Here is a 26992-nt window from a genome sequence, read left to right as displayed (position 1 = left end):
GTGCTGCTCAACACCTGGGCGGTCGTGCCCACCTGCCTGCCGCTCGTCCTCCGCCGCTGCCACGCGTGCGCGTCCGAACGCCTCCGGGCAAGCGGTAAATTCCGCGTCAACGCGAACCACAAGCTCATCGACGCCTGGCTCCTCGCGCTCTGTACCGCGTGCGGGGATACCGTGAAGCTCACGGTCCTGGAGCGGATGAACGTGCGCTCCGTACGACCTGAACTGCTGGACCGGCTGCATGACAACGACCCTGGCCTGGCAGCTCAGCTGCTCCAGGATCCGGCCGTGCGGCGGCGCAATCGCATCGCCCTCGACTGGGACAACGCCTGGCGCCTCGACACCGGCGGATCGGATCACCTGTACCAGGAGGTGATCGACGTTTCGGTCCGCTTCGTGGCGCGTATCCCTGTCCGGCCGGTGCGACTGATCGCTGAAGGGTGCGCTCTTTCGCGGGCCGAGGTCGAGAGACTGATCACGGAGGGCAAACTCGTTTCGGCAGTCCGGCTGAGCGGCAAGCTCTCCGACGACTTCACCTTCACGCTCAAGCGCTGAGCCCTCCCCAGGACCGGGGCCTGTCCGGCAAGGTCCGCCGGACAGGCCACCTGGTGGTTGGTCGAGTAGCGGTCGTTTTTCGACTGCTCGGCGACGGTGTGATCGCGGGTGGGGTCCAAGGTGCCGTCCGCGATCAACACGGTGCCGTCGCGGAACCGCTTACGGGCCTGGAGAGCGAGTAATGGCCCGAGGTGGTCGATGATGCGGCCAGCGGCCGACTTCGACACCCCGCCCGTCTCCGCTGGCAGGACCCACCGATGCGTCCATCAGCCACCGCAACTCGGCATCCTGGTGATGATCCGCGACGCCAGACCATGCCAGGCCACGACCTGCCGGATGTGGACGGTGATGGTGATGGCCGGAGTGACTTCGCGGGACGGCACCGCAGCTCACCAGCCAGTGCGCACAGCGGCCTGCGCCGGCGGGCCCCGGTCTCGGTGCGGCCGGATCTCCCCCGGCCAGGCGTGATGCCGTTGAGCAACCCAGAATCAACGTGGCGAAGATAAAAATATGCACTGTGTAGACTTTCTGGGCGGGGAGCAGTCCTGCTCCCCGCGAGACCTTCCTGGAGGAGCAATGCAGAGGCAGAACTGGCTCATCACCGGCGTCAGCACGGGCCTGGGACGCGCCTTCGCCCAGGCCGCCCTGGCTGGCGGTCACACCGTTGTCGGCACGGTCCGCTCCGAGGAGGACCTGCGGGCCTTCGAGGGGCTTAAGCCCGGTTACGCTCACGGCCGCATCCTGGACGTGACGGACGACCACGCCGTCCCGGATGTGATCACGGAGGTGGAGCGAGGCGTCGGTCCCTTGGATGTCGTCATCGCCAACGCCGGCTACGGCCTGGAGGGCACCTTCGAGGAGACCTCGCTGGCCGAGGTGCGGCGGCAATTCGAGATCAACGTATTCGGGGCAGTGGCCACCCTGCAGGCAGCACTGCCCCACATGCGCCGACGCCGCCGCGGACACCTGATGGCCGTCACCTCCATGGGCGGGCTCATGGCCGTGCCCGGCATGTCCGCCTACTGCGGCAGCAAGTTCGCCCTGGAAGGCATCCTCGAGGCGCTGGGCAAGGAGGTCGCGCAGTTCGGGATCCACGTGACGGCGATCGAGCCCGGCTCCTTCCGCACCGACTGGGCCGGACGGTCCATGACGCGCGCCGCGCGGACCATCGACGACTACGACGAGCTGTTCGATCCCATCCGTGAAGCGCGGCAGAAGGCAAGCGGGAACCAGCTCGGCAACCCGGCCAAGGCCGGAGAAGCCGTCGTGCACATCGCCTCGGTCGACCAGCCGCCGGCCCACCTCGTCCTGGGCTCGGACGCGCTGCGGCTGGTCACCACTGCGCGCACTGCCGTGGACGAGGACATCCGCGCATGGGAGACGCTCTCCCGCACGACCGACTTCGACGAGGGCGCTCAGCTCTGATGCCCAGCCACCACCCCGCGCGGAGCCGACGCAGCACCGAACGCAAGGGCGATCTGCGGGAACGGGCCATCCTGGACACCTGCGAAGCCCTGCTCGCGCACAAGGGCTACAACGCCATGACCGTCGGCGACATCGCCCAGGGCGCCGGCATCACACGCGGTGCCCTGTACTTCTACTTCGGCTCCAAGCAAGAAGTAGTTGTGGCACTCGTGGCGCGTACCGTCGAGCATCTGTGGGAGCGGTCCCGGACCACCGCGCAGACCGACGAGCCCCGCCAGGCCATCGCAGAAGCCATGCAGCGCACGGTAGAGCTGTGGAACGAGCACGGCCTGGTCATGCGCACGGCGATCGACCTGTCGTTGACCGTGCCGGAGATCGGCGAGCTGTGGAGCCATACAGCGGACTTGTTCATCACGGCCATCACCGCCGTCCTGGAACGGGCCGGCATCCAGGCCGGCACCGAACCAGAACAAGCCTCAGCGATGGCACGCGCCCTGTGCTGGATGATCGAGCGGACCTTCTACCACGCCTCACAAGAGTCCCGCGAGACGCTGCAAGGGGCATCCGCGACCTGCGAACACATCTGGCTGACCAGCGCCGGTCTGACCACCTGACGGACATGGCGTGACGGTCAGGCGCGAAACCGAACCCCGTGGCCGCCGTCCGGATCACCATCCGGACGGCGCGCCACGCCCGGCACCGTGACCGTCATGGCCGAAGGCGTCGTGCTCATCCGCGCATCCGGTCAGGGCACCATCGTCGCACCTCCACGGCATGCACATGTCGAAGATCAAAGCTGGGAGCCCGGGCGGGGGAACAGGCGGGCGCCGGTGAAGAGGCACAGGGCGGCCAGGGCCAGGGTGACGGTGGCGCCGAGGGCGACGGGGCCGGTCGTGTAGTGGCCCAGGTAGACCTGGCGTACGGCGTCGACCGTGTAGCGGAACGGCACGGCGCGCGAGGCGCCGTCGAGCCAGGCCGGGGCGAGGGACATCGGCAGGAGGAGGCCGGACAGCAGCATCAGCGGCATGCCCGCCGTGTTGGCGATGGCGGCGAACTCGGGTGCGGTCCTGACGTTCATCGCCAGCCCGTAGGAGAGGGCGGACAGGGCGGCCGAGAGCACGGCCACGAACAGCAGGCCGAGCAGGATTCCGGCGAGCGGCGCGCGCAGCCCGAAGGCCAGGCCGAGGAGGACGAGCAGCACCGACTGGGCGACCAGTTGGACGACGTCGCGCAGGACCCGGCCGAGGAGGAGGGCCAGCGGGCTCACCGGGGTGACCCGCATCCGGTCGATCACGCCGAGGTTGCGGTCCATGAGGAGGCCAAGTCCTACGTACGAGCCGCCTAGCAGGGCGAGTTGGACGAGGACGCCGGGGACCAGGGTCTGCCAGGACGAACCGCTCGTCCCCAGGCTGAGTTCGGTCAGTAGCGGTCCGAAGAGGGCCAGGAACAGCAGCGGTTGGAGCATGCCGAAGAAGAGGTTGGTCTTGGAGCGGAGGGTGGCCCGCAGGTAGCGGGTGAAGACGACGCCGGTGTCGGCGAGCAGGGTCATCGGATTGCCTTACGTGGTGTCAGACGGCTACGGGTTCGTCGGGCGTCGCGGAGCGGCCGGTGATGGCGAGGAAGGCGTCCTGGAGGCTGGCGGCGGGATCGCCCGCGTGGCGGGCCTTGAGGTCGGCCGGGGTGCCCTCGGCGACGATCGCGCCGGAGTCCACGACCACGATCCGGTCGGCGAGCGCGTCGGCCTCGTCGAGGTAGTGGGTGGTCAGGAAGACGGTCGTGCCGTGCTCGGCGCGGATGCGCCGGACCAGGTCCCACAGTTCGGCGCGGCTGCCGGGGTCGAGGCCGGTGGTCGGCTCGTCGAGGAAGACCACCTCGGGCCGGTTGATCAGGCCGAGCGCGATCTCCACCCGGCGGCGCTGGCCGCCGGAGAGCGCGCCGGTGGGGCGGTCCAGCAGGGCCGTGAGGCCGAGGTCCCGCGCGAGTTCGTCGGCGCGCTCGCGGGCCTCGCTCTTGGACAGCCGGTGCAGCCGGCCCTGGGTGACCAGTTCCTCGCGTACGGCGCAGGCGGCGTCCAGGCCGCCGGACTGGGCCACGTAGCCGATCCTGCGGCGCACGCCCGCGGCGTCGCCCCGCAGATCGTGCCCGGCGACCGTGGCCTCGCCCCCGCTGGGCGGCAGGAGGGTGGTGAGCATGCGCAGGGTCGTGGTCTTGCCCGCTCCGTTGGGGCCGAGGAAGCCGAGGATCTCGCCGCGGTCGACGGTCAGGTCGATGCCGCGGACGGCGTGCACCGGGCCCGCCGGGAGCCGGAACGTCCGGGCGAGGCCCTGGGTCTGGATGACTGGTGTGGGCATGGGCCGATAAAAGCACAGTGGATTGCAAAACTGCAATGCGCTATAAATTTGCAGTGGCGTTAGACTTCAGGGCATGGCAGAAGGGCTACGGGAGCGCAAGAAGCGGGAGACACGGCAGCGCATCAGCCGGGTCGCGATCGATCTGTTCGTGGAGCGGGGCTTCGACCACGTCACGATCGCCGAGGTCGCGGCCGCGGCGGAGGTGGCGGTCAACACCCTCTACAACTACTTCGAGGCGAAGGAGGACCTGGTCCTGCCGCCGGACGAGGCGTCAGCTCAGCGGCTCGCCGACATCGTGCGGGACCGCGGACCCGGCGTATCGGCGGCCGGTGCGGTGCTGGCGCGGCTGCGGGAGGAGGTGGAGCGGCGGGACCGCTCGCTCGGGCTGACCGAGGGCTTCGGCCGGGTCTTCGCGATGATGCGCGCCGCGCCCACGCTCACCGCCCGGCTGGAGGACCTCGGCCGGGAGATGACCGACGCGCTGGCCGCCGTGCTGGCCGAGGAGACCGGCGCCGGGCCGGACGACCCGCTGCCGCGCGTCGTGGCCACCCAGCTCGGGGCGTTCCACTCGCTGGTCTTCGCCGAGATCGGCAGGCGCACCGAGGCGGGGGAGCGGCCGGAGGCGATCGCCGCGGCCGTGGTCGGGCTGCTGGACGCGTATCAGGGCGTGCTCGGCGAGCCCTTGGGCGCGTACGCCACACGGTGAGCGCCGCCTGAAAGCGGGGCGCCCGGCGGTACGGGGGACCGCCGGGCGCCCCGCACGGCTTCAGGCGGGCACCGGCCGCAGCCGCAGGGTGAGGATCTGGTGCGGCCGCAGCGCCAGGCTCAGCCCGGCCGGGCCGGTGGCGGCCGGGTGCAGCGGCCGCTCCAGCAGATCGGTGACGTCCGCCGAGAGGACCGGGAAACCGGCGACGAGCGTGCCCGCCGCGCGGCCGCCGTGCGACTCGTACAGCCGCACCACCACATCGCCGCTGCGGTCCTCGGCGAGCTTGACGGACTCCACCGTGATGGCCGGGTTGTCCACCGAGAGCAGCGGCGCGGGTCCGGTCGGGCCCGTGGGGAGGGTGCGCAGCGGCAGGTTCAGGGCGAGGCCGCCCTCGACCGCGTCGCCGACGCTCGCGCCTGGCAGCAGCGCGTAGCGGAATCGGTGGGTGCCGAGGTCCGTCTCGGGGTCGGGGCTGTGCGGGGCGCGCAGCAGCGTCAGCCGCACGGTGGTGCCCAGCACCTCGCCGTCGGTCCCCTCGTGCGCCGTACGGGTCACATCGTGGCCGTACGTCGAGTCGTTGAGCAGCGCGGCCCCGTAGCCCGGTTCGGCGACCCGCAGCCAGCGGTGGGCGCAGATCTCGAACCGGGCCGCGTCCCAGCTGGTGTTGGTGTGCGTGGGGCGGTCCACGTGCCCGAACTGGATCTCCGCCGTGGACTCCCGGGCGTGGACGTCCAGCGGGAACGCCGCCTTGAGGACCTTCTCCGACTCCTGCCAGTCCACCTCGGTCGCGACGTCGAGGCGTCCGCTGCCCGCGGCCAGGGTCAGCTCCTGTACGAGGCGCGAGGCGCCGAAGGCCCGCACGACGCGGACGGTCGCGCGCAGCGGACCGGACTCGGTCAGCTCGACGGACTCGGCGGCGGTGAGGTCGGTGTGGGTGCGGCGGTAGTGGCGGTCGATGTCCCAGGCGTCCCAGTGGTTGGGGTGGTCGGGGTGGAGCTGGAGGAGGTTGCCGCGCGCGCCCGGGGCCAGCGCCTCGCGGCCCGCCGTCAGGTCGAGGACGGAGGTGAGCAGCCCGTCGCCGTCGATGGTGACCCGCAGGCGATCGTTGTCGAGGACGATGGCGTGGCCGTCGCTCAGCGAGGTCACCGGCGGCGCGCTCCACGTCGTACCGGCGACGGCCGCCGTGCCCAGCGCGCTCACCCGGACCCCGGCGGCCGCGCGCCCGTCGCCCAGCGGCTGCACCGGGGCGTCGGTGGGCAGGGCCGCCGCCGTGTCGGCGTCGAGCACGGCGACCTCCTCGCGCTCGTACGGCGCGGCGTTGAGCACCGCCGGGCCGCCGGGGCCGCCCGGGCCGCTGTCGCCCAGCGCCGCCACCGCGTCCGCGACGATGCCCTCCAGCTCGGCGCGCACCCGCGCGTACGTCTCGCGCGCCTCGCGGTGCACCCAGGCGATCGAGGAGCCCGGCAGGATGTCGTGGAACTGGTGCAGCAGCACCGTCTTCCAGATCCGGTCCAGGTCGTCGTACGGATAGGCGTACCCGGGCGCGTGGATCGCGGCGGCGGTGGCCCACAACTCGGCCTCCCGCAGCAGGTGTTCGCTGCGCCGGTTGCCCTGTTTGGTGGCGGCCTGGGTGGTGTACGTGGCCCGGTGCAGCTCCAGATACAGCTCGCCCGACCACACCGGCGCCTTGGCCCCGTACTCCCGCTCGGCCCCCGCGAAGAACACCGACGGCTTGTGGATCTCGACGCGCGGCGAGCCCTCCAGGGAGCCCAGCCGGCGCGCCTTCTCCAGCATCTCCCGGGTCGGGCCGCCCCCGCCGTCGCCGAAGCCGAAGGGGACCAGGGAGCGGGTGGCGAGGCCCTTGTCGGCGAAGTTCTTCTCGGCGTGGGCGAGTTCCGCCGCGCTGAACTGGGCGTTGTAGGTGTCCACCGGCGGGAAGTGGGTGAAGACGCGGGTGCCGTCGATGCCCTCCCACCAGAAGGTGTGGTGCGGCATCTTGTTGGACTGGTTCCACGACAGCTTCTGGGTGAGGAACCACCTCACCCCCGCCAGCTTGGCCAGTTGCGGGAAGGCCGCGGTGTAGCCGAAGGAGTCCGGCAGCCAGATCTCCTCGGTGTCCACCCCCAGCTCCTCCAGGAAGAACCGCTTGCCGTGCACGATCTGCCGGGCCAGCGCCTCGCCGCCGGGCATGTTGGCGTCCGACTCGACCCACATCGAGCCGACCGGCGCCCAGGTGCCGTCCGCGACCGCCTTCTTGATGCGCTCCCAGATGTGCGGCTGGTTCTCCTTGACCCACGCGTACTGCTGCGCCTGCGAGCACGCGAACACCAGCTCCGGGTACTCCTCCGCGAGCGCGGTGACGTTGGCGAACGTACGGGACGCCTTGCGCACGGTCTCGCGCAGCGGCCACAGCCACGCCGAGTCGATGTGGGCGTGCCCGGCCGCCGAGACGCGGTGCGCGCTGGCGTGCGCGGGACGGCTCAGCACCTCGGTCAGCTCGGCGCGGGCGGCGGCCGCGGTGGCGGGCACGTCGTGCAGGTCGAGCGCGTCGAGCGCGTTCTCCAGGGCGCGCAGGATCTCGTGGCGGCGCGGCCGGTCAGCGGGCAGCTCGCGCATCAGCTCGGACAACACCTCGATGTCCAGCACCAGATGCCACACGTCCTCGTCGAGCACGGCCACATCGGCGGAGGCGAACCGGTACAGCGGCCGGTCCCCGGCGGTGAGGACGTCGCCGAGCGGGGTCGGGGCGAACCCGTCGCGCAGCACGGACGGATTGGCGGCCGCCTCCAGCAGCAGCCGTACGGGCTCGCCCCCGGCGGCCGGGGCCGCGACGGGGATGTGGCGGTTACGGGGGTGGATGCCCTTGATCGGCATGCCGTGGGCGTCGTACACCAGCCCCTCGGCCTGGAAGCCCGGACCGTCGTCGGTGAATCCGGGGTCGATGACCACCTCCACCCGGCGCCCCGCCCACTCCGCGGGCACCGCGCCCTCCAGCCGGAACCACCAGGTCGACCACGGCTCGCCCCACTCCGTACCGGTCGTGAACGGCTCGTACGTCCCGGCGAGCGCGTCGGCGACCGGGACCGGCTCGCCGGGGGCGCGCCAGGCGTAGAGGGAGAGGGGAACGCGCGCCGGGTACTGGGCGGGCCGGATGAACTGGTGCAGCGCCCGCTCCAGGCGCCCCTCCACCAACAGTCGGTCGTCGTGCATCTCACGGCTCCTCGGGCTCGGCGCTCAGCGGATCATTCAGATGCTTTCCCCCGGTGTGTGGCACGGCAACAGACGGGAATGCATTCCGTGAGCATGTTCGACCACATTCGACGCGGCCGCGCCGGGAGCGGCCGGGGCGGGGGAGGATGAAGCGTCAGCCTGTACGGCGGGGCCGGGCGACCAACCGGCCGGACTCTGGGGCGGTGGCCATCGACGGGGAGCGGGGCCGGGTCCTCACCAAGCGACTGAGGCATGACGACTACGCGGCGGTGGCGGACGTCCGCGCCGCACTGCGCGAGATGCTGCGGCACTGGGGCGGGCCGGGGCGGGCCGACCTCGCCGAGCTGCTGACGAGCGAGCTGGTGACGAACGCGCTGGTGCACACCGGGCAGGGCGCGCGGTTCACGGCCACCTTGAGCGGCGGGGCCTTCGGGCCGGTGGCGGGCCGATTACGGGTCGAGGTGCGGGACTTCGCGTCCCGGCACCCGACGCTGCGCGGCCGCCTCCCGGAGGACAGCACCTCCGGGAGGGGCCTGCTGCTGGTGCACACGCTCGCGGACGCGTGGGGCGTACGAGCCCACGGCGTGGGCAAGGCGGTCTGGTTCGAGCTGGAGGCGGACGGCGGCTGACGCCACCGGCCACGTCGCTCAGCCGAACTGCCGCTCGATCTCCGCGAGCTTCTCCTCCAGGGAGTCCAGCCGCGGAATGGTCAGGGTGTCGTCCTCGGCGGTGAGGTCGACGGTCCTGGCCTTGTCCGCGTCCTTCGCGTCGCTGGAGTCCTTGCTGTCCCTGTCGTCCTTGCTGTCCTTGGCGTACTGGTCCTTGGCCTTGTCCCGGTCGGCTTCGGCGGCGTCGGAGTCACCGAAGCCGAAGCTGAAATCCAGGTCACGACGCCACTCCCGCTCCCGCTGGCGGGCGTATTCGTCGCGGCGGTCGGCCTCAGCCGCGTCCGCGGACTGCAAGGCGGGCCGAGCTGAGGGCGCTGACAGCTCGGCCGCCTCGGCTTTTCCCAGCGCGTTCTCCTCCATCGCGGGGTCCGCGCCGAGTTGCGGCGGCTGTGCGGCGGGGGTGATGTCGACCTGGCGGCCGCCGCCCCGGCCCCACGCCCGGTGCTGCCGGTTGAGCGCCCGGATCCTGGCCTTGTCCAGCTTCTCCTGGTCGCGGCGGCGGGTGCGGTTCTGCTCCTTCTCGCGCCGGTCCTCGCGGACCTCCTCGACCGCCTCGTCCAGCGTCCGCACGTTCTCCAGCAGCATCAGCGACCAGGCGCCGAACGTCTCGCGGGGCGCCCGCAGCCAGCGGACGATACGGATCTGCGGCAGCGGGCGGGGCACCAGGCCCTGCTCGCGCAGCGCCGCCCGGCGGGTCTGCTTGAGGGCCCGGTCGAAGAGGACGGCGGCCGACAGCGACATGCCCGCGAAGAACTGCGGGGCGCCGTCGTGGCCCATGCCGCGCGGCGCGTGCACCCAGTTGAACCAGGCGGCCGCGCCCGCGAACAGCCACACCAGCAGCCGCGAGCCGAGCGCCGCGTCACCGTGGCTGGCCTCGCGCACCGCGAGCACCGAGCAGAACATCGCGGCGCCGTCCAGCCCGAACGGCACCAGGTACTCCCAGCCGCCCGAGAGGTTCAGGTTCTGCTGGCCGAAGCCCACCAAGCCGTGGAAGGAGAGCGCGGCCGCGACCGCGGCGCAGCAGAACAGCAGGACGTACGAGGCCATCCCGTAGACGGCCTCCTTGCGCCGCCGGCGCTCCTCGCTGCGCTCCCAGGAGTCGGTGATCCCGTTCTCGTCCTTCTTCCCGTTACGGCCGCGCGCGAGGACAACTCCCGCCGCCACGACTCCGACGAGCGCTATGACGACTGGCAGGGCCCAGCCCAGCGATATGTCGGTCAGTCTCATCCGGTGCCCCTTGCCTCGCTTCCGTGAAGTTCTGGCCGCAGTACGGCCCTACTCGCGCGACATCCTGGCGGAAATCTGCCGGGCCCCAAGCGGTTTCCGGACAAGAGACCGCCAAGTGGGCGGGGGGACACGCGGATAGGTGCGATACGGTTCGAACGCTCGCTCGTTGCAAGCGGCTTGATTCTATTCACGGAACCCGAGCGCGGGTAAATCCGATCCGTCGGCTTGCCGTCGGCCGTCCGAACCTGTGGGTGATCTTTTCCCGCCCCTGTCCGCTCATGGGCGCTTCGCGAGCCCCGCAGCCGTGGCCGAAAGGCATCGCTCCCTCGGGGCGGGAGTGGCGGGAGTGTGGTCAGGGTCATGCCGGGACGTTGCGAAGACGTTGCGGTTCCGGGGGTTCGTACGAGGTCCGCCCCGTCCGCCCGGGAAGACCGGTGTCCGTGGGCTTTGTCCTCGGGCGGCATCCGCATATCGTTCGATGGGATGTCAGGAGGACCCGAGTGGAGCAGGCCAGAGCCGAGGCGGCGACGGAGCCGCGGGACGCCTCAGGCGTGCCCGGAGCGCGCAGGTCACCGCGCCGCCACTCGGTGCGCGGGCAGATCCTGGACGCCCTGCGGGACGCGCTGGTCGGGGGTGAGCTGACCCCGGGCGAGGTGTACTCCGCCCCGGCCCTCGCCGACCGTTTCGGCGTCTCGCCCACGCCCGTACGCGAGGCCATGCAGCAGCTCGCGGGCGAGGGCGCCGTCGAGGTCGTGCCGAACCGCGGCTTCCGGGTGGCCCGGCGCAGCGCGCGCGAGCTGGCCGAGCTGGCCGAGGTCCGCGCGCTGCTGGAGGTCCCGGTGATGCTCAGCCTGGCCCGGGCGGTCCCGCCCGAGCGCTGGGCGCGGCTGCGGCCCTTCGCTGAGGCGACGGCGGCGGCCGCGGCGAAGGGTGACCGCGCGGCGTACCTGGAGTCGGACCGTACGTTCCACCAGTCGGTGCTGAGCCTGGCCGGGAACCGGCAGCTGGTCGTGGTCGCGGATGAGCTGCACCGGCGTGCGCAGTGGCCGCTGGCCTGCGGGCGGGCCGTGCGCACGGCGGATCTGGTCGCCGATGCGGCCGAGCACATGGCGCTGCTGGACGCGCTTGCCGCGCGGGATCTGGACGTGGTGGAGTCCCTGGTCCGCGAACACTTCACGTCAGGCGCCTGAGCCCGGCCGTCAGGGGGGTGCCCCCCGGGGTTTCGCTGCCCGGTGCGGGCCGGTGGGCTTTCCCCCACCCCGCCCCTCCTCGAACCCGGGGCCAGCCCCGGCCCCCGCTCCTCAATCGCCGGAGGGGCTGGGTGGTACGCCCGGAGGGGGTGGGTGGTGCTGCCCGGAGGGACTGGATGTGCCCCAGGTTGTGGGCAATCGTCCCGCGAGGGGGCACCTCCCAGCGGTAGCTGGGGGAGGGACGGGTGGGCACAACCCGGCCACCGGGCCGCACCCGATCGCGAAACCCCAGGGGGCACCGCCCCTGACCGCGACGCGTGCCGTCAGGGCGAGTCGTCGGCGTACGGGTGGTGGGCTAATTGCTCGGCCAGCCAGACCGGGACACCGCCCAGCAGCCGCACCAAGCGCCCCGCCTCCGTCCGCAGCCGCCGCGCCTCCGCCTCCTCCTCGACGTCCGCCAGAGAGGCCAGCGCCGGGGCGATACCGACCAGGTAGCCCAGCTCCTCCCGGATCCGCAGGGATTCGGCGAACCCGCGGCGGGCCTCGGCGAGATTGCCCTCCTCCTCGGCCATCCCGGCCAAGTGGCGCCACGTGAACGAGCGCAGCAGCGTGTCACCGTGCGCGGCGGCGCCCGCGTGGGCGCGCTGGTACGCGGCCTGGGCGCCGGTGGGGTTGTGGGCGAGGTGCTGGGAGATCAGCCCGCGGCGGAAGTCCAGCAGCGGGCGCGCGGCCGAGCCGGGCCCGAGCAGCGCGGCGGCCCGGCCGAGCGCGGTGCGCGCCTCGTCGGCGCGGTCGCGGTTCCCGAGCAGGGTGGAGGCGTACGCGAGATAGCCGCGCTCGCACGCGGTGGCGCCCCGCTCGTCGTCGGTGAGCGCCAGGGCCTCCGCCGCGCGCAGCGCGTCGTCCGCCGCGTCCCAGCCCCGGGAGGTGTACATGCACCGCTCGATCAGGATGGCGCTGCGCTTGAGGGCCGCGGCCGGGTCGTCCGCGGCGTGCGGGGCGAGCAGCTCGGCGGCGTCCTTCCAGCACGCGCGGGAGCGCAGCCGCCACACCGCCGTGTCGAGCGGGTCGAGCGGGTCGCCCGCCCGTCCGGTCCCTGGGTCGGGATCGAAGTTCGATGATCCAGGTGGTGACATGGCGGTGTCCGCCACATTGCCCTCCCCAAGCGCGCCATCGAGCCGGAAGCCGTTGCCGAATCTCAACATGGAAGCGCGCGCCCGGCCAAGAGGTTGGTGTGAATGAATTCACAAACCACCGGCGAGAGTGGTGATTTCGGCTCGGGCTCAGCTCATGCGCAGGGCGAGGAAGAAGTCGAGCTTGTCCTCCAGCCGGGCCAGATCGCGCCCGGTCAGCTGCTCGATCCGGCCGACCCGGTAGCGCAGCGTGTTGACGTGCAGATGCAGCCGCGCCGCGCACCGCGTCCAGGAGCCGTCGCACTCCAGGAACGCCTCCAGGGTCGGGATCAGCTCGGCCCGGTGGCGGCGGTCGTACGCGCGCAGCGGGTCCAGCAGCCGGGCGGTGAAGGCGCGGCGTACGTCGTCCGGGACGAAGGGGAGCAGCAGTACGTGCGAGGCCAGCTCCTGGTGCCCGGCCGCGCTGACCCCGCCCGGCCGGGCGGCGGCCACCCGGCGGGCGTGCCGGGCCTCCTCCAGCGCGCCGCGCAGCGATTCCGCGGACGCCACGGGGGCGCTGACGCCCAGGGTCAGCCGGGCGTCGTCGCCCAGCCCGCGGGCGAGCGGTTCGCGGACGGCCGTGAGCAGGGCGTCCGCGTGCAGTCCCGTCCCGTGGCCCGCCGCCTCGGCGGAGCCGTCGTCGGCGGGCGCGGGCAGCGGGAGGAGCGCCACCGCCTCGTCCCCGGTGTGGGCCACGGCGATCCGGTCCGAGGGCCCTGCCCCGGCCGAGCGCGGGTCGAACAGGATCTCTTCCAGCAGCGCCTGGGCGGCCGGGCCGTCCCCCGCTCCGTCCCCGTCGCCGGGTGTCCCCTCCAGCCGGGCCACCACCACCTGCCAGTGCGGCGCCGCGCCGCTGCCGAGCCCCGGCAGCAGCACCGGGGCCGCCACCCGCAGCCGGGCCGCGACCTCGGCTGACGGCGCGCCCGCCTGGACCAGCTCCAGCACCTCCTGGGCGAGCTGCCGCCGCACCGCACCGGCCTCGTCCCGCCGGTCGCGCTCGACGGCGATCAGCTGGGTGACCCCGTACAGCAGGTCCAGCCGCTCGTCCGGCCAGTCCCCGGCGTCCGCGGCGACGGCCAGCAGCCAGTCGGCGAGCGGGGTCGCGGGAGCGCCGCCGGTCTCCCCGAGGCCGCCGCCCGTACCGCCGCGGATGGGGAAGAGGGAGTACGTCACGCCGTCCGCGGCGGTCAGCCGGTGCGGGCCGCGCCGCCCGGCGCGCCGGGCGGCCAGCTGCTCACCGGCCAGCTGGGTGCGCACCGGCCGCGGCAGCTCCGCGGCCCCCGCGCCGGTCGGGCCCGCGATCGGGCGGCCGGTGGGGGAGAGTACCCAGGCGGCCAGGTCGAGGTCCGAGCCGAGCAGGTCGAGCACCACCTCGGGGCCGCCGCCCGCGGCCCCCGGGGCCATCAGCCGCCGGTGCCGGTCCACCACGGCGGCCAGGTCACCGGCCCGTTCGCCGGAGACCTGGCGTACGACATGCTCGGTGATCGACGCGAACGCCACGTCCTCGACCACGGAGAACAGCGGCAGCCGGTGCCGCGCGCACGCCAGCACCAGATCCTCAGGTACGGGGCCCAGCTCCGCCTCGCCCGCCGCGAGCCCGGCCACACCGGCGGCCGCCAGGATGCGGACGAAGCGCTCGGAGTCGTCCGGCTCCCGCCGCCAGGCCAGCCCCGTCAGCACCAGTTCGCCGCCCGACAGATAGCGGCTCGGATCGCGCAGATCGGTGGTCATCACGCCGCGTACGGTGCGGTCCAGCTCGTCCTCGCCGCCGAGCAGACGCAGGCCCAGGGCATCGGTTTCCAGCAGTGCGCGCAGCCGCATGGGGGTGCCAGCCGATCTCGTCTTTGTCACCGGTCGAATACCGCGAGGTTTCCGCTCCCCGTCGTTCGTTCGAATCTACAAGACCGGCGCGCTGGCCAGCCAATTGCTTCATGCCTTCGGTGACTGCACCGGGGGCGGCGACGGGGTTCTACTGGACTGGGAGCCGCGTGCACGAGTTCCTGAGGACTGGTGAGAAGAGAGGCCCATGGACTTCCTGCGCCCCGCCGACTGGCCGGAGGCGCTCGCCGCGAAGGCCGAGCACCCCGACGCCGTACCCATCGCGGGCGGCACCGATGTGATGGTCGAGATCAACTTCGATCACCGGCGGCCCGAACGGCTGCTGGATCTGACCCGCATCGGCGAACTGGGTGAATGGGAGACCGGCGGGAGGACGGTGCGGCTGGGCGCCGGGGTTCCGTACACCTCGATCATCGACCGGCTGGGCACCGAGCTGCCCGCCCTCGCGCTCGCCTCGCGCACCGTCGGCTCGCCGCAGATCCGCAACCGCGGCACCGTTGGCGGCAACCTCGGCGCGGCCTCGCCCGCCGGGGACGCGCATCCGGCGCTGCTGGCGGCCGGGGCCGAGGTGGAGGTGGCCTCGCTGCGCGGCACCCGGATGATCCCGGTCGAGGAGTTCTACACCGGGGTGAAGCGCAACGCGCTGGCGCCGGACGAGCTGATCAGGGCCGTCCACATCGAGCGGGCCGACGGGCCGCAGCAGTTCTCCAAGGTCGGCACCCGCAACGCCATGGTCATCGCGGTGTGCGCGTTCGCCGTCGCGCTGCATCCGCGCACCCGCACCGTACGGACCGGCGTCGGCTCCGCCGCGCCCACGCCGGTGCGGGCCCGGGCGGCGGAGGACTTCCTGACCGCGGCGCTCGCCGAGGGCGCCTTCTGGGACAGCGGCGAAACGATTCCGCCCGCGGTCGCCCGGGAGTTCGCCCAGCTGTGCGCGGGCGCGTGCGACCCCATCGACGACGTACGCGGCAGCGCCGCCTACCGCCGCCACGCGGTGACCGTCATGGCGCGCCGCACCCTCGGCTGGACCTGGCAGGCGTACCGCGAAGGTGAAGGGAGGGCCGCGGCATGCGCGTGAACATGACCGTCAACGGACGGCCGCAGCAGGCCGACGACGTCTGGGAGGGCGAGTCGCTGCTGTACGTACTGCGTGAGCGGCTCGGCCTTCCGGGCTCGAAGAACGCCTGTGAGCAGGGCGAATGCGGATCGTGCACGGTCCGGCTCGACGGCGTGCCGGTGTGCGCGTGCCTGGTGGCCGCCGGGCAGGCCGAGGGCCGCGAGGTGGTGACCGTCGAGGGGCTTCCGCGGTACGCGGAGGGCCGTACGAGGGACGAGGCAGGTGCCGGAGGCCGTACGGGGGGCGAGGCGGGCGCCGGGGGAAGCGCGCTGGCCCCCGTCCAGCAGGCGTTCATCGACGCGGGCGCCGTGCAGTGCGGCTTCTGCACCCCGGGCCTGCTGGTCGCCGCCGACGAGCTGCTGGAACGGCACCCCGACCCGTCCGACGCCGACATCCGCGAGGCGCTGTCCGGCAACCTGTGCCGCTGCACCGGCTACGAGAAGATCCTCGACGCGGTGCGCCTCGCCGCCGCCCGCACCGCCGCCGCGGCCGAAGGGGAGGCGAGCTGACCATGGGACCCGACCGCGCCCCCACCCGGATCACCCAGGCCCATCTGACCGAGGGCCGGGGCAAGGGCCACATCGGCGAATCCACCCTCCGCCCCGACGGCACGCTCAAGGTGACCGGCGAGTTCGCGTACTCCTCCGACCTGTGGCACGAGGACATGCTGTGGGGCTTCACCCTGCGCAGCCCCCACGCCCACGCCGAGATCCGGTCCATCGACACCAGCGGGGCGCTGACCCTGCCCGGCGTGCACGCCGTCATGACGCACGACGACCTCCCGGCCGCCACCCACTACGGGCTGGAGATCCACGACCAGCCCGTGCTCGCCAAGGACCGGGTCCGCTACCACGGCGAGGCCGTCGCGATCGTCGCCGCCGACCACCCCGAGACCGCGCGCCGCGCCGCCGCCCGGATCAAGGTCGAGTACGCCGAGCTGCCGCTCGTGGTGGACGAGGCCACCGCCACCGGGCCCGGCGCGCCGCTGCTCCACCCCGGCCGCGCCGACCACCACGCCGCCCACGCCCCGCACCCCAACGTCGTCCACCGCCAGCCCGTGCGACGCGGCGACGTCGCGGCCGCCAGGGCCCGCGCCGATGTCGTCGTACGCCGGGACTACGAGGTCGGCATGCAGGACCAGGCGTTCCTGGGCCCGGAATCCGGGCTCGCGGTGCCCGCCGAGGACGGCGGCATCGACCTCTACATCGCCACCCAGTGGCTGCACGTGGACCGGGACCAGCTCGCCCCGGTGCTGGGCCTGCCGCCGGAGAAGGTGCGGCTGACGCTCTCGGGGGTGGGCGGGGCGTTCGGGGCGCGCGAGGACCTGTCCATGCAGGCGCACGCCAGTCTGCTGGCGCTCCGTACCGGTAAGCCAGTGAAGATCGTCTACAACCGGTACGAGTCGTTTTTCGGCCATGTCCACCGGCACCCCGCCAAGCTCACCTACGAGCACGGCGCCACCCGGGACGGTCGGCTCCTCTACGTCCAGGCCCGTATCGTGCTGGACGGCGGAGCGTACGCCTCCTCCTCCCCGGCGGTCGTCGGCAACGCCGCCTCCCTGGCGATCGGCCCCTACGTCGTCGACCATGTGGACGTCGAAGCGCTCGCCCTCTACTCCAACAACCCGCCCTGCGGCGCCATGCGCGGCTTCGGCGCGGTGCAGGCGTGCTTCGCGTACGAGGCCCAGATGGACGCCGTGGCCAGGGAACTCGGACTGCACCCCGTCGAGTTCCGGCAGCGCAACGCCATGACGCAGGGCGCCACCATGCCCACCGGCCAGATCGTGGACTCCCCGGCCCCCGTCGCCGAGATCCTGCGCCGGGTCAGGGAGCTGCCGCTCCCGCCGGAGCGCGCCTGGGAGACGGCGGACGGCGAGGTCGACGTCCGCGCCCTGCCCGGCGGCCTGTCCAACACCACCCACGGCGAGAGCGTGGTGCGGGGCGTCGGCTACGCGGTCGGCATCAAGAACGTCGGCTTCTCCGAAGGCTTCGACGACTACTCCACCGCCCGGGTGCGCCTTGAGGTCATCGGCGGCGAGCCCGTCGCCCTGGTCCACACCGCGATGGCGGAGGTCGGCCAGGGCGGTGTCACCGTCCACGCCCAGATCGCCCGTACCGAACTCGGCGTCAGCCGGGTCACCATCCAGCCCGCCGACACCCGCGTCGGCTCCGCCGGGTCCACCTCCGCCTCCCGCCAGACGTACATGACCGGCGGCGCCATCAAACACACCTGCGAGGCCGTACGGCAGGAGGTCTTCCGCCGCTGCGGAGCTCCGGGCGGTGACGCGGAGCTGCGCCTGCGGGACGGCAAGGTGGTCACCGTCGGGGGTGAGGTCGTCGCCGATCTGGCGGACCTGCTCGGCGACGACGCGATCGACATCGAGCAGGAGTTCCGGCACCGGCCCACCGAGCCCTTCGACCTCACGACCGGTCAGGGCTTCGGCCACGTCCAGTACTCCTTCTGCGCCCATCGCGCCGTCGTCGAGGTCGACACCGAACTCGGGCTGGTCAAGGTCATCGAACTGGCGGCCGCCCAGGACGTCGGCAAGGCGCTCAACCCGCTCTCCGTCGTCGGCCAGATCCAGGGCGGCTCCACACAGGGACTCGGCCTCGCCGTGATGGAGGAGATCCTGGTCTCGGACGGCGCCCGCGTGCGCAACCCGTCCTTCACCGACTACCTGATCCCCACCATCCTCGACACCCCGACCATGCCGGTCGACATCCTGGAGCTGGCGGACCATCACGCCCCCTACGGCCTGCGGGGCGTCGGCGAGGCCCCGACCCTCTCCTCCACCCCGGCGGTCGTCGCGGCCATCCGCGCCGCGACGGGCCTCCGGCTGGGGCGGGTGCCGGTGCGCCCCGAACACCTGACGGGCACGTGACGGTCATCTGACGAGTCTGACGAAGTGCCACCCCTGGGCGGGAATCGCGTTGCGCCACTCGGCGGACGCTCGCGTTGCCGGGTCCCGGTTTCTGAGTGAGCCTCAGAAACCGACCCATGCGACCCGCCCCCTGGAGTGCGCCCGTGCGAACGAGACGGAAATCCCTCGCCGTGTCGATGGCCGTTCTGGCCGCAACTGCCCTGCCCTTACTGAGTGGTTCGGCCGTTCAGGCCGCCGTACAGACGCGCGCCGACGCCCCCTCGCGCGGCCTGCCCCTGTACGTCCCCCCGGCCGACCGCGCGTCCTACCGTCAGGTGACCCAGCTCGCCTGGCGGGGCGACTACCGCTCGGCCGCCGGGCTCCTCACCATGGTGCGCACCCCGCAGGCGGTCTGGTACGGGGACGAGTCCCCGGCCCAGGTCGCGCGCCTGGTCCGGATGACCACGAGCGACGCCGCGAGGCGCCACCGGCTGCCGGTGCTCGCCCTCTACAACGTCCCCGGCCGCGACTGCGGCAGCTACTCCGCCGGGGGAGCGCGGACCACCGACGAGTACAAGGCGTGGATCGACGCCGTGGCGCAGGGCATCGGCGACCGCGAGGTGATGATCGTCCTCGAACCGGACTCGCTGGCGATGTTGCCCTCCGACTGCGAAGCCCAGGTGGGCCAGGAATCCCCGGCCGAGCCCGGCACCCCGGAGGTGGCCCCGTCGGCCCCCGCCGATCCGTCGACGGCCATGGACCCGACCACGCCCACGCCCCCCGCCCTCACCCGGCCCACGCCCACGACCCCTGCACTCACCCGGCCCACGCCCACACCAACCCCCACCCTCACCGCGCCCACCACCGCGCCGACCCTCGCCGCGACCACGGCCCTCGAACCGGCCGCCCCGACCCCGTCCCCGAGCCCGACGCCGTTCCTCCCGGAGGACCCGGCGGACCTGGACAAGCCGGAGGCCGGTGAGCGGCCGGTCATCCAGTCCCGGCCCGAGCCCGAGGTGAAGCCGGAGAACACCGAGGACGCGCTGACCGACGCCCGCTTCACCGAGATCAAGTACGCGGTCGACACCCTCATGGCCCTCACCAACGCCAAGGTGTACCTCGACGCGGGCCACGCGGACTGGCACGCCGTCAGCAGCATCGTGCCGCGGCTCGTCAAGGCAGGTATCGACGAGGCCACCGGCTTCGCCCTCAACGTCTCGCACTACCAGACGGACCAGGACAGCGAGCTGTACGGACGGCTCGTCTCCGCGTGCCTGGCGTACGTAGCGGACGGCGGCGCCCCGGCCGCCTGCCCCGAACGGAGCTGGTCGCACCGTCACCTCCGGGCCTGGCTGCGCGCCCATGAGCCGCACGACCCGTCCGAGATGAAGCACTTCGTCACCGACACCAGCCGCAACGGCCGCGGCCCCTGGACCCCGCGGTACAGCCGCCACGCCGACCCCCAGTCCTGGTGCAACCCGCCCCGCCGCGGCCTCGGCGCCCGCCCCACCACCGCCACCGGCAACCCGCTGCACGACGCCGCCCTGTGGGTGAAGACCCCCGGCCAGTCCGACGGCCGCTGCCTCCGCGGCACCTCAGGCCCCTTGGACCCGGTCCGCGGCACGGTGAACCCCGCGGCGGGCGAGTGGTTCCCCGGCCAGGCCCTCGAACTCGTCCGCTTCGCCCGCCCCTCGGTCACCCCCTAGCTTCTCCTCCACCCCACCTGACGTGCGGAAATGTGCGGCGGTTGCTCGAACCGCCGCACCCCGCGCTCGCGGATGCGCTGGAGCCGGTATTGCCGCAGGCTGGTGGTGTAACGCCCTTGCGTGTGCGGATGTGATCGCATTCAAGGCGCCGGTCTACGGCGCAACCGCCAAATCTTGAGGCAAGGAGGAAGGCCATGACTCTCCAGGAGCAACAAGAAGCGGCGACCACCTACGCGAAGTACGAGTCGCTGGCCCTGTGTGACTACAAGACCGTTCTGACCGAGGGTGCGAGCCCGACTCCCCTCACCCGGGAGATCGACCTGGACCCCACAGTCGCCAGGGTTTTCGGGCTCGGCCGAACGCAGGAACTCGTGCGGACGGCAGCGAAGACGTGGTCGTTCCAGGGAGAGCTGTACACCGCCAACCAGGAGCCGGTGGCCACGCTCTACAACGCGACGATCACGGCCCTGAAGCTGAACGATCCGGCTACCGGCGCGCCCTTGATCAGCGTCGTCCTCGACTTTCTGGCGACATCCCATGGGTGGCGTACGGGACGTGGGTATGCCGGGGAGCCCTACGGCATGCCCAACCAGCTGTTCTTCAAGAACAGTGTCGGCGGGGTGGTGTGGGTCATGGACCTGAGAAACTTCCTCCTTCAGTGCGGCTGGAACAGGTGGCACGACACCTACGGTGGCGGCGACCGGTACAACGTTGCCTGGTTCGACGTGTGTGAAGGTGTGACCCATGAAGTGCGGGGGGCCGTGTACCGATGCTGAAACCCTTCACGCGTCGGCGACAGCATCGGGCCCGCCTTCCGGACGCGCCCCGTCTCAGCGACAGTGACGAGACCTTCATCAGCAGAGTCGTGACGGCATTCCTGATCCGCCACGGCGTGCCGGGTGCCTCTGTGGCGCTCACCGATCAGGGCCGTCTGGTCTACGTCAAGGGATTCGGGGTGGCGGATCCGGCTACGCAAACCCCTGTCACCCCCGGCCATCTCTTCCGCATCGCCAGCGTCTCCAAGCCCATTACGGCCGTCACTGTCTTCCGCTTGATCGAGCTGGGGCAAATACGCCTCAGCGACCTCGTTTTCGGTTCGTCCGGAATCCTGGGCACCAGGTTCGGCACACAGCCCTACCATCCAGGCGTCGACCAGATCACCGTGCAGCACCTGCTGGAACACGCCAGTGGCTGGGCCCAGTCACAGGACCCGATGTTCGCGCACCTCGAGCTGAGCCAACGGCAGCTGATCGATCGTACGCTGGACGCCGAACCCCTCACCTATGCCTCAGGATCGACGTTCGAGTACCTCAACTTCGGATACTGCCTGCTGGGTCGGATCATCGAAGCGGTGACCGGGCTCCCCTACGAAGACGCCGTACGCAGGTACGTCCTTGCCCCCTGCGGTGTCACCGAGATGTACCTGGCAGGCGACTCGCTGGCCGAACGGCGCGACAACGAGGTCGTTTACGTGCAGCAGGGTGCGATCAGCCCGTACGGCATCCGCATCTCCCGCATGGACTCTCATGGCGGCTGGCTCGCGTCCCCCACCGAACTGATGCGCTTCCTGGTACGCGTGGACGGCTACCCCACCAAACCGGACCTGTTGTCGTCGGGTTCCATCGCGACCATGTGCACACCGTCGACCGCGGTCGGCGCCGGTGGCTACGCCAAGGGCTGGGCCACCAACGCGGTGGGTAACCGGTGGCACCTCGGTGATGTCCCGGGCACCGCATCGGTCATGGTCCGCACCAGTGGTGGAATGGGATGGGCCGTACTGGTCAACTCACGCAACGATGCTGAGCTCGAGACGATGCGTACCGACTTCGACAATCTCATGTGGACAATCGTCGGCCATATTCCCAACTGGCCCCCAGCCGATCTCTTTTGAGCGTCCCGTCGGCACCGGTCCCGGCACCGGTGCCGACGGATGGAGTCAGCCCGCCGGGTTGTGCCTCACCAGGCTGTCGACCAGACCGGAGGTGGTGTTCGGGAAGTCCATCGGGACGATGCCGAGCCCCGTCCAGCCCTGGTTGCCCGAGCCCTCCAGCAGGCTCTTGACCTGCGGGTTGAGCCGGTCCGCGTTGGAGCGGGGCGGGAGCAGCGCGGCGGTGCTGACGTAGTTCATGTACAGCTTGCCGGGCTGCGCCACCGCCTTGCGGAACTGCGCCTCGATCTTGGGGTACTTGCCGAACGGCTCCGCCATGTAGTCGTCCTGGATGTCGAACAGCTGCGGATCCGCGTACCGGACACCGGGCATGTTGTCCGAGTCGGCGAGCAGCACCACCCGGCCGCGGGCCTGGCCCAGGGTCGGGAGGGTGGCATCGAGGCGGAAGAGGGAGCGCCAGCCCTTGCCGTCGAGATAGGTGTCGAAGATCCGGCGGAACTCGGTGGCGCTCTCCTCCGAGTACTCCTGCTTGACGCGCATCAGCACGGTCTCGGAAGGATGCGCGGAGAGGAAGGCGCGGCATGCGCCCAGCACATCGTCGAAGTTGAGGTGCTGGTAGTAGGCGCCGTGGTGGATGGGGAAGGCATTCTCGAAGGCGCGGCAGCGGATGTCCAGGAAGCGGATGCCGCTGCTCAGCTGGTCGGCGATGGTGGTGTTCTGGCACTCGGTCCACGGCCCGCCGTAACGGGCCCCGGAGTCGTGCGTCCCGGGCAGCGTCAGCCGCTGCACTGGCGTGGCGTCGGCGATGCCGGAGAGCCAGTCCGCTGCGGCCAGCGGCCGGACCGGCGCGGCAGCCGCGACCCCTCCTAAGGCACTGACCACCCCGGCGGCGGACACCGCGGCCGCACCCTTGAGAAACCCTCGCCGATCCATGCGCATACTCCCGTCGCTCGCCCGTTCGTACCGTTGCGCACGGCATCGAAGCACAAACGAGAGCCGGGGAGAACGGCGTAACCGATGAATAGGGGGTTGGGGTGTGGTGACAAAGGTGTCGTCGGTCGCTGAGTTCTTGTGAGCATGGGCATGGCGTGCACTCGGTGCGGTCCTACGGTCCCCTCATGGACACGAGTCGCAGCAGAGGAAGAACCTCGAAGGCCCTGCGCAGCGCCGTCTCGGCGGTGCTGCTGACCGTCGGGGTAATGGCCACCGGCGTGCCCGACGCGTGGGGTGAGAGCGGGCGGAGCGAGACGCGCGTGGGGGCGGAGGCCGGTGGGGTGGCCGAGAGCGTGGTGCGGGTGAAGGTGCCGTTGCCCGCGTCGTTCGGGGCGCGGCCGGGGGCGTGTGACTGGCTGTCGTATCTGCGCTACCGGTCCGCCGACGGGCCGGAGGAATCGGCCGGCGCCGATCGGGTCCTGGTCGCCCAGCCGGGGATTCTGGAGGGGGCCGGGGCGTTCGACAGCGTCGCCCGGAACACCGTGGCGCGCGCCGCCGAGCAGGGGAAGCACATCGAGTTCTGGGCGCTGGACCGGAGGTCCAACTGCCTGGAGGACCGCACCGGCGTCGCCTCCGGCGATCAGCACGCGGCCGTCGACTACTACTACCGGGGCAAGCAGGTCGACGGCCGCACCTTCGGCGGGTACGTCGGCAACGGCCAGCTGGGGTGGATGGCGAAGCTGGGCATCGAGCAGACCGTACGGGACGAATACGACCTGCTGGCGGCCGAGTTGCCGGACCAGAAGGTGCGCAAGCAGAAGGTGCTGTGCGGCGGCCACTCGCTCGGTGGCGTGATCACCGGCTATCTGGCGGCCGCCGACTTCGACGGCAACCCCGCCACCACCGGCGACGCCGGATTCAACCAGTGCGCCGGGTACTTCGCCCTCGACACCACCGTCTCCACCTCGCTCGGCGATCTGAGCGGCAGCGTCCCCGACGACACCAACCTGCCCGACATCGGCCTCGGCTACGGCGTGGTGCAGGCCGGGCTGGACACCGGGGTGCTGCCGCGTTCGCTGTCCGCGCCGGTGCTGCTCAACCCCGAGACCATGACCCTGCTGGCCATCGCCGGTGTGGGCGCCGTACGGGATCCGGGCGGCGAGGCCGACCTGCCGAGCTATCTGCCCGCGAACGTCAACATCGAGGCCACGAACCGCTTCCTGTTCTCCAAGGACACCGCCACGTTCCTCTCCGGCAAGCCCGCGGTGAAGGACTTCCGGCTCACCAACGAGGCGGTGCTCGGCGCGCTGATGGACGACCACTCCGTACCGCTGGCGTTCCTGCAGAGCAGTGTGGGCTTCTTCGACGGCGGGCCGGTCACCGACAAGAACTTCCCCGTCGCGAACGGCGGTGCCGCGCGGCCGGGGCTGTTCGGGGGCGAGTACAAGGCCATCCCGGAGCAGCCCGGTGGGCCGCTCTACACATGGCGGAATTACGACCGCGTCGGCGACCCCGACGATCCCGGGTACCGGTCGGCCGACGGGAAGCCGTTCACCGGCGCGGGCAAGGAGGTCACCGACATCCAGGAGCTGGCCCGCAGCCTGGCCCGGCAGCCGCTGGACTTCACCGAGCAGTACTTCCCGACGAAGCTGGTCACCGACCTCGAGCTGGCCACCTCGCCCCAGGTGAAGCGGCTCGTCGTCCATCCGAAGGGGCTCACCGCCAATCCGACGCTCACCGTGCTCGCGGGCGACGGACTGCTGGCGGGCCGCACCCCGGCCGACCTCCATCCCGTGGTCGCCGACGGCTATCAGCACCTCGATGTGCTGACCGCGGCGCCCACGCAGAACAACGGCCGCCCCGAGGTGGTCTCCACGAGCCTCGCCACCTTCGCCGGGGAGCCGCGGTAGAGGAGACGCGGGGAGAAGGGGCCCGGGATCGTCTTCCGGGCCCCTCTCGTGTGTGCGTACCGGATCAGACCTTGCCCGCGGCGAACGTCGCCGCCTCGTCCGCGTTCGCGGTGTAGCCGAGGTGCGCTCCCACGTCGAGGCCGCCGCTCTGGCAGATGGGGTCGCCCTTGGCGCAGAAGTCGATGGTGCGGCTCTGGTACGTGCCGGTGACGCTCTTGCCGAGGGCCCGGATCGGGTTGCCGAACAGCAGCACGGCGGACACCTTCGGTTCGAGCGCGGCGGGGATGGTGGCCACGATGGGGCTGCCGACCACGGCGCCCGCGCTGCTGATGCCCATCGAGTTGTCGACGACGTTCGCGCCCTGTGAATACCCCACCAGCACGAAACGCTGGTTCGGACAGGCGGCCGCCTGGCTCTTGACGTGGTTCACCAGGTCCGCGTTGCCGGTTGCCGCCGAGGTGAGGGAAAGGTCGGCGGGGTAGTTCACCTTGTAGCTGGAGAGGGTTTTGCCGGTGATTTTCTTCTGGAGCGCGGAATACACCGGGTCGCCGACGATGAAGCCGAGCGTGCCCGGTTCGAAGGTGCCACGGGCCGCGACGACGTCGATGTCGGCGCAGGCGGCGGCCGTTGCCGTGGGCGCCGTGAGGGTGACCAGACCGGCCCCGCCGAGCAGGGAGAGCGCGGCGAGGCCCAAGCGAATGCGCATGGGGAATCCTTTGAGGGTGGGGCGCGTGGAGCGCGCCTGCGAACAAGGACGTCCCGAACGTATTCGCGTGATCTGGCCGAGTGTTATGGACGGGAATTCAAATATTCCTCGCCTTTTTGTGCGGAGGTGAGTCCGGGGCCGAGGGAGCAGAATGCGTCGCGCAGTGCCTCGGCGCGCAGCGCCAGGATGAGATCCAACCGGCTGCCGGGGTCGTGCAGTGCGTCGCCGAACAGTTTCTCCAGCTGGCGCAGCCGATAGCGGACCGTCTGCGGGTGGATGTGGAGGCGGGCGGCGACGTCGGGTACGTTGCTGCCGCTGAGCAGCCATGCGAGCAGCGTCTCGGCGAGCCGTCCGCGCTGGCCTTCGGAGACCGTGGCGAGCGGGGCGAGGGCCCGCGCCCGGAGCTGGGCCAGCATCGGTTCGTCGCTGTGCAGCAGCAGCGTCGACAGATGGTCGGCGCAGCGCACCACACCCTGCCGGGGCAGGATGCCGCGGCCCATCAGCCCGAGCGCGCGGGTGGCCCAGTGCAGCGACCGGGCGGCCTCGGTCAGCGGGACGGTGGGGCCGATCGCGGCGGGCCGCCCGCGCAGCGCGAGGCTGAACGCCCGGCCGCCGAAGCCGGGGCCGGAACCCGGGCCGGAACCCACGAAGCCCCCGGAAGAGCCGCCGGAGCCCCCTGAACCAGCTGCGCCCCCTGAGCCTTCGGCCACGGGCACCAGCATCCGCGGCGGCCTCGACTCCATGTCCACCAGCGCCCCCGCCGCCACCAGCGGCCACTCCTCCTCCCGCTGGTCCGGCGTCGCAGCGAGCGCCACGACCGCGACGTGCCCCGGCACCGGCCACCGGGCGGAGTGCGCCAGGTCGTGCACCGCCTCCGGGGCCACCGGCCCCTCGCCCAGCAGCAGTTCGAGCAGTCGGCGGCGGCGCCGCTCCAGCTCGTCGGTGCTCTGCAGCCGCGCCTCCGCGTAACCGGCCGCGGCCGCCTCCGCCACCTCGTGCACGGTACGGAACGCCAGCTCGCCCAGGGCGGCCACGACCGCGGAGTCCAGGCCCAGTTCCTCCGCCGTACGGCCCATCAGCCGCCAGGCGTGCAGGCCCCCGACCCGCAGCGCGGACTGGAGCGCGTCGAGGCTGCGGCCCTCCAGCGCCTCGCCGCGACCGAGTTCGTAGTACGTCGCGGTGATCGAGGCACCCTGGACCCGCGGTTCGGCGATGTGGTCGACGAACAGGGTCAGCGCCTGGACGACCCCCGAGCGGAGGTGCGCCCGGTACGTCCCGTCGGCCGGTCGCGCGTACTCCGGGACCTGCCGACGCACTTCCTCCTCGACCTCGTCGGCCACGGCCTCCAGCTGGTCGCGCAGCACTTTGGCCAGTTCGGGAGGGACCGGCGGCGGTTCGGGTCCGTCCGGTGTCATGGGCGGGGTGGGGGCGGCCACGGCGGACCCTCCGTTCAACCGGAAGCGGCTCACCCGCGGGCCGTCGACCGCGGGGCGCGGGACTCGTCCCGGGTTGGACGGCAGTCCCCTGCGCTC

The 26992-nt window shown here is 71.9% G+C and carries 22 protein-coding genes and 1 pseudogene; 13 read left to right on the top strand and 10 right to left on the bottom strand.

Features of this window, described 5'->3' with window-relative positions; translation table 11 throughout:
- Nucleotides 1-3 precede the first annotated feature (3 nt).
- Complete coding sequence (locus ACH4TL_RS45015) at nucleotides 4-552, top strand: DUF1062 domain-containing protein (RefSeq protein WP_398331500.1); 549 nt, start codon at nucleotides 4-6, stop codon at nucleotides 550-552.
- A gap of 32 nt (nucleotides 553-584) precedes the next feature.
- Here the strand turns inward: ACH4TL_RS45015 and ACH4TL_RS45010 are convergent.
- A pseudogene (locus ACH4TL_RS45010) lies at nucleotides 585-782 on the bottom strand (IS5/IS1182 family transposase); the annotation flags it as partial.
- 346 nt (nucleotides 783-1128) lie between these two features.
- Here ACH4TL_RS45010 and ACH4TL_RS45005 point away from each other — a divergent pair.
- Both ACH4TL_RS45005 and ACH4TL_RS45000 read left to right on the top strand, forming a co-directional pair.
- A complete protein-coding gene (locus ACH4TL_RS45005; RefSeq protein ID WP_398331479.1) occupies nucleotides 1129-1977 on the top strand; it encodes an oxidoreductase in 849 nt (282 codons plus the stop codon).
- On the top strand, nucleotides 1977-2591 hold the full coding sequence (locus tag ACH4TL_RS45000; protein ID WP_018093608.1) for a TetR/AcrR family transcriptional regulator: 615 nt from the start codon (nucleotides 1977-1979) through the stop codon (nucleotides 2589-2591). Before ACH4TL_RS45005 ends, ACH4TL_RS45000 begins: the two co-directional genes overlap by 1 nt.
- A 176-nt stretch (nucleotides 2592-2767) precedes the next feature.
- Here the strand turns inward: ACH4TL_RS45000 and ACH4TL_RS44995 are convergent, their stop codons facing one another.
- The gene (locus ACH4TL_RS44995) at nucleotides 2768-3526 is read right to left on the bottom strand and encodes an ABC transporter permease (protein WP_398331476.1); all 759 of its coding nucleotides are present in this window, start codon (nucleotides 3524-3526) and stop codon (nucleotides 2768-2770) included.
- Nucleotides 3527-3545: 19 nt separating this feature from the next.
- On the bottom strand, nucleotides 3546-4328 hold the full coding sequence (locus ACH4TL_RS44990; RefSeq protein WP_398331473.1) for an ABC transporter ATP-binding protein: 783 nt from the start codon (nucleotides 4326-4328) through the stop codon (nucleotides 3546-3548).
- Between the two features lie 73 nt (nucleotides 4329-4401).
- Here ACH4TL_RS44990 and ACH4TL_RS44985 point away from each other — a divergent pair, with 73 nt between their 5' ends.
- Nucleotides 4402-5034 carry a TetR/AcrR family transcriptional regulator gene (locus ACH4TL_RS44985; RefSeq protein WP_398331470.1) on the top strand — a complete coding sequence of 211 codons (633 nt, stop codon included), beginning with the start codon at nucleotides 4402-4404 and terminating at the stop codon, nucleotides 5032-5034.
- A 60-nt stretch (nucleotides 5035-5094) separates the two neighbouring features.
- On the opposite strand, the gene ACH4TL_RS44980 is transcribed toward ACH4TL_RS44985, so the two are convergent.
- The gene (locus ACH4TL_RS44980) at nucleotides 5095-8244 is read right to left on the bottom strand and encodes an alpha-mannosidase (protein ID WP_398331467.1); all 3150 of its coding nucleotides are present in this window, start codon (nucleotides 8242-8244) and stop codon (nucleotides 5095-5097) included.
- Between the two features lie 203 nt (nucleotides 8245-8447).
- Here ACH4TL_RS44980 and ACH4TL_RS44975 point away from each other — a divergent pair, with 203 nt between their 5' ends.
- Nucleotides 8448-8873, top strand: coding sequence for an ATP-binding protein (locus ACH4TL_RS44975; RefSeq protein WP_398331464.1), 426 nt, complete (start codon nucleotides 8448-8450; stop codon nucleotides 8871-8873).
- 18 nt (nucleotides 8874-8891) lie between these two features.
- Here the strand turns inward: ACH4TL_RS44975 and ACH4TL_RS44970 are convergent, their stop codons facing one another.
- The gene (locus tag ACH4TL_RS44970; protein WP_398331461.1) at nucleotides 8892-10139 is read right to left on the bottom strand and encodes a DUF2637 domain-containing protein; all 1248 of its coding nucleotides are present in this window, start codon (nucleotides 10137-10139) and stop codon (nucleotides 8892-8894) included.
- A gap of 470 nt (nucleotides 10140-10609) precedes the next feature.
- Here ACH4TL_RS44970 and ACH4TL_RS44965 point away from each other — a divergent pair, with 470 nt between their 5' ends.
- The gene (locus ACH4TL_RS44965; protein WP_398331497.1) at nucleotides 10610-11329 is read left to right on the top strand and encodes a GntR family transcriptional regulator; all 720 of its coding nucleotides are present in this window, start codon (nucleotides 10610-10612) and stop codon (nucleotides 11327-11329) included.
- A gap of 323 nt (nucleotides 11330-11652) precedes the next feature.
- On the opposite strand, the gene ACH4TL_RS44960 is transcribed toward ACH4TL_RS44965, so the two are convergent.
- A complete protein-coding gene (locus tag ACH4TL_RS44960) occupies nucleotides 11653-12534 on the bottom strand; it encodes a hypothetical protein (protein WP_398331458.1) in 882 nt (293 codons plus the stop codon).
- Nucleotides 12535-12612: 78 nt separating this feature from the next.
- Complete coding sequence (locus ACH4TL_RS44955; RefSeq protein ID WP_398331494.1) at nucleotides 12613-14322, bottom strand: PucR family transcriptional regulator; 1710 nt, start codon at nucleotides 14320-14322, stop codon at nucleotides 12613-12615.
- Nucleotides 14323-14527: 205 nt separating this feature from the next.
- On the opposite strand from ACH4TL_RS44955, the gene ACH4TL_RS44950 reads away from it, so the two are divergent.
- From ACH4TL_RS44950 to ACH4TL_RS44925, 6 genes are all read left to right on the top strand, one after another.
- A complete protein-coding gene (locus tag ACH4TL_RS44950) occupies nucleotides 14528-15418 on the top strand; it encodes an FAD binding domain-containing protein (protein WP_398331455.1) in 891 nt (296 codons plus the stop codon).
- The gene (locus ACH4TL_RS44945) at nucleotides 15409-15966 is read left to right on the top strand and encodes a (2Fe-2S)-binding protein (protein ID WP_398331452.1); all 558 of its coding nucleotides are present in this window, start codon (nucleotides 15409-15411) and stop codon (nucleotides 15964-15966) included. The genes ACH4TL_RS44950 and ACH4TL_RS44945 overlap by 10 nt, the downstream gene beginning before the upstream one ends.
- Nucleotides 15967-15968: 2 nt before the next feature.
- Nucleotides 15969-18338, top strand: coding sequence for a xanthine dehydrogenase subunit D (gene pucD, locus ACH4TL_RS44940; protein ID WP_398331450.1), 2370 nt, complete (start codon nucleotides 15969-15971; stop codon nucleotides 18336-18338).
- A gap of 143 nt (nucleotides 18339-18481) precedes the next feature.
- Nucleotides 18482-20023, top strand: coding sequence for a glycoside hydrolase family 6 protein (locus ACH4TL_RS44935; protein ID WP_398331447.1), 1542 nt, complete (start codon nucleotides 18482-18484; stop codon nucleotides 20021-20023).
- Between the two features lie 194 nt (nucleotides 20024-20217).
- Nucleotides 20218-20799, top strand: a complete 582-nt coding sequence (locus ACH4TL_RS44930) for a hypothetical protein (protein ID WP_398331444.1) — start codon at nucleotides 20218-20220, stop codon at nucleotides 20797-20799.
- Nucleotides 20793-21914: a serine hydrolase domain-containing protein gene (locus ACH4TL_RS44925; RefSeq protein WP_398425504.1), complete on the top strand. Its 1122-nt coding sequence runs from the start codon at nucleotides 20793-20795 to the stop codon at nucleotides 21912-21914. The genes ACH4TL_RS44930 and ACH4TL_RS44925 overlap by 7 nt, the downstream gene beginning before the upstream one ends.
- Before the next feature lie 45 nt (nucleotides 21915-21959).
- Here the strand turns inward: ACH4TL_RS44925 and ACH4TL_RS44920 are convergent, their stop codons facing one another.
- Entirely contained in the window at nucleotides 21960-22844 is an 885-nt protein-coding gene (locus tag ACH4TL_RS44920; protein ID WP_398331438.1) for a phosphatidylinositol-specific phospholipase C, read from the bottom strand.
- Between the two features lie 185 nt (nucleotides 22845-23029).
- Between ACH4TL_RS44920 and ACH4TL_RS44915 the strand changes: the two genes are divergently transcribed.
- Complete coding sequence (locus tag ACH4TL_RS44915) at nucleotides 23030-24754, top strand: hypothetical protein (protein ID WP_398331435.1); 1725 nt, start codon at nucleotides 23030-23032, stop codon at nucleotides 24752-24754.
- A gap of 64 nt (nucleotides 24755-24818) precedes the next feature.
- Here the strand turns inward: ACH4TL_RS44915 and ACH4TL_RS44910 are convergent, their stop codons facing one another.
- Both ACH4TL_RS44910 and ACH4TL_RS44905 read right to left on the bottom strand, forming a co-directional pair.
- A complete protein-coding gene (locus tag ACH4TL_RS44910) occupies nucleotides 24819-25460 on the bottom strand; it encodes a cutinase family protein (protein ID WP_398331432.1) in 642 nt (213 codons plus the stop codon).
- Nucleotides 25461-25543: 83 nt separating this feature from the next.
- Complete coding sequence (locus ACH4TL_RS44905) at nucleotides 25544-26896, bottom strand: PucR family transcriptional regulator (protein WP_398331429.1); 1353 nt, start codon at nucleotides 26894-26896, stop codon at nucleotides 25544-25546.
- Nucleotides 26897-26992: the final 96 nt, after the last annotated feature.

The organism is Streptomyces sp. NPDC021115 (assembly GCF_044333065.1).
Taxonomy (GTDB): domain Bacteria; phylum Actinomycetota; class Actinomycetes; order Streptomycetales; family Streptomycetaceae; genus Streptomyces.
The sequence above is the reverse complement of the archived record's forward strand: the minus strand, read 5'-3'. Positions and strand labels throughout refer to the sequence as shown.